Source organism: Leisingera sp. ANG-DT, assembly GCF_000813785.1.
GTDB lineage: Bacteria > Pseudomonadota > Alphaproteobacteria > Rhodobacterales > Rhodobacteraceae > Leisingera.
This window is the reverse complement of sequence record NZ_JWLE01000057.1, coordinates 1-2770: the sequence shown is the minus strand read 5'-3', so window position 1 is coordinate 2770 and position 2770 is coordinate 1. Positions and strand designations below refer to the sequence as shown.

The 2770-nt window shown below is 64.5% G+C and carries 2 protein-coding genes; both read right to left on the bottom strand.

Annotated elements, in window-relative coordinates; genetic code table 11:
• Positions 1–1277 (bottom strand): NAD(P)(+) transhydrogenase (Re/Si-specific) subunit beta (locus RA21_RS21535; RefSeq protein ID WP_039152595.1); only part of this gene is annotated, 1277 nt, incomplete at its 3' end.
• A gap of 16 nt (positions 1278–1293) precedes the next feature.
• Positions 1294–2770, bottom strand: a 1477-nt coding sequence (locus RA21_RS21530; protein WP_039152592.1) for a Re/Si-specific NAD(P)(+) transhydrogenase subunit alpha, incomplete at its 5' end; no start/stop codon positions are given.

Here is a 2770-nt window from a genome sequence, read left to right as displayed (position 1 = left end):
ACCGGCATGCCGGCGATCGGCGAGTTGGGGTCTTCCTGCGCCGCAGGGTTCACGATGTCGTTGGAGCCGATGACAATGGCCACGTCGGTGTCCGGGAAGTCCTCGTTGATCTCGTCCATTTCCAAGACGATGTCGTAAGGCACTTTGGCCTCGGCCAGCAGCACGTTCATGTGGCCCGGCAGGCGGCCCGCAACCGGGTGGATGGCAAAGCGCACCTCTTTGCCCTTGGCGCGCAGGCGGCGGGTCAGCTCAGCCACGTTCTGCTGCGCCTGGGCCACCGCCATGCCGTAGCCGGGGATGATGATGACGCTGTCGGCCTCATCCAGCGCGGTGGCAACGCCGTCGGCGTCGATGGCGATCTGCTCGCCTTCCACTTCCATCGCGGGACCGGTGGTGCCGCCGAAGCCGCCCAGGATCACGCTGACGAAGGAGCGGTTCATCGCCTTGCACATGATGTAGGAGAGGATCGCACCGGAGGAGCCCACCAGCGCGCCGACCACGATCAGCAGGTCGTTGCCCAGCGAGAAGCCAATCGCCGCCGCGGCCCAGCCGGAGTAGCTGTTCAGCATCGAGACCACCACCGGCATGTCGGCGCCGCCGATGCCCATGATCAGGTGGTAGCCGATGAACAGCGCCGCCAGGGTCATCAGGAACAGCGGCAGGAAGCCGCCGGAGCTGAAGTACCAGATCAGGCAGAGGAAGGAGAGGCCTGCGGCACCGGCGTTCAGCATATGGCCGCCCGGCAGCTTGGTGGCAGCAGAGGTCACCTTGCCCGCCAGCTTGCCAAAGGCAATCACGGAACCGGTGAAGGTGATGGCGCCGATGAAGATGCCGAGGAACAGCTCAACCCGCAGGAAGGAGATCTCTGCCGGGGTCTTCTTGGCAATCAGCTTGGCAAAGGTGCCGAGGTCTTCGGTGCTGCCCGCGGCCACGGCGGCCGCCACATTGCCGATCTCAAAATGGGCGATGAAGCCCACAAAGACCGCCGCGAGGCCGACCAGCGAGTGCATCGCGGCAACCAGCTGCGGCATCTCGGTCATCTGGACCTTCTTGGCGACATAGGTGCCGATGATGCCGCCGCCCGCGATCAGCAGGATCGACAGCAGCCACAGGCCGGAACCGGGGCCGATCAGGGTGGCGAAAACCGCCAGCCCCATGCCGGCAATGCCGTACCAGACCGCGCGCTTGGCGCTTTCCTGGTTCGACAGGCCGCCCAAGCTGAGGATGAAAAGAACAGCCGCAACGACATAGGCGGCGGTGGTGAAACCGTAATCCATTTGTTCGGCCCCTCTTTTATGATTTCTGGAACATGGCGAGCATGCGCCGGGTGACGAGGAAGCCGCCGAAGATGTTGATCCCGGCCATGAAAACGCTGAGCGCCGCCAAGAGGATCACCAGGAAGCTGCCCGATCCGATCTGCATCAAGGCGCCCAGGATGATGATCGAGGAGATCGCGTTGGTCACAGCCATCAGCGGCGTGTGCAGCGAATGCGCAACGCCCCAGATCACCTGGAAGCCCACGAAACAGGCCAGCGCAAAGACGATGAAATGCTGCATGAAGCTGACCGGCGCGAACAGCCCGACCAGCAACAGGAGCGCACCGCCGCCTGCCAGCAGGGTGACCTGGCTCTTGGTCTGCGCCTTGAAGGCCTCAACCTCCTTGGCGCGTTTTTCTTCCGGCGTCAGCTCCGGCACGGTTTCCTTGGGTTTGGCCGCAATGGCCTGCACCTTGGGCGGCGGCGGCGGGAAGGTGATCTCGCCCTCAAACGTGACGGTGGCGCCGCGGATCACGTCGTCTTCCATGTTGTGGTTGACCTGGCCGTCTTTCTCCGGCGTGAGGTCGGCCATCATGTGGCGGATGTTGGTGGCGTAAAGCGACGAGGACTGCGCCGCCATCCGGGACGGGAAATCGGTGTAGCCGATGATGGTGACGCCGTTGTCGGTCACGACCTTCTCATCCGCGACGGTCAGCTTGCAGTTGCCGCCCTTTTCCGCCGCCAGATCAACGATCACCGAACCCGGCTTCATTGCTGCGACCATATCCTCGGTCCACAGCTCCGGCGCTTCACGGTTGGGGATCAGCGCGGTGGTGATGACGATGTCCATCTCCGGCGCCAGCTCGCGGAACTTGGCGAGCTGCGCTTCGCGGAACTCCGGCGAGGAGACCGCCGCATAGCCGCCGGTGGCGGCGCCGTCCTGCTGCTCCTCCTCGAAATCGAGATAGACGAACTCGGCGCCCATCGATTCCACCTGCTCGGCCACTTCGGGCCGCACGTCGAAGGCATAGGTGACGGCCCCCAGCGAGGTCGAGGTGCCGATGGCGGCCAAACCGGCAACGCCGGCGCCGACCACCAGAACCTTGGCGGGCGGCACTTTGCCCGCGGCGGTGATCTGGCCGGTGAAGAAGCGGCCGAAGTTGTTGCCCGCCTCAATGACCGCGCGGTAGCCCGCGATGTTCGCCATCGACGACAGCGCGTCCATCTTCTGCGCGCGGGAGATCCGCGGCACCATTTCCATGGCGATGACATTGGCCTTCTTCGACTTCGCCAGTTCCATCCCCTCTTCATTCCCCGCCGGGTTGAAGAAGGAGATCAGCGTCTTGCCCTTGGTCAGCCGCTTCAGCTCGGTTGCATCCGGCTGGCGCACTTTGGCGACAATATCGCAGGCCTTCCAAAGCGCCGCCGGGGTCTTGATGACCTCAACCCCTGCCGCCTCATAGACCGCATCGGAAAAGCCCGCAGCGGCGCCCGCCCCGGCCTCAATCGCGCAC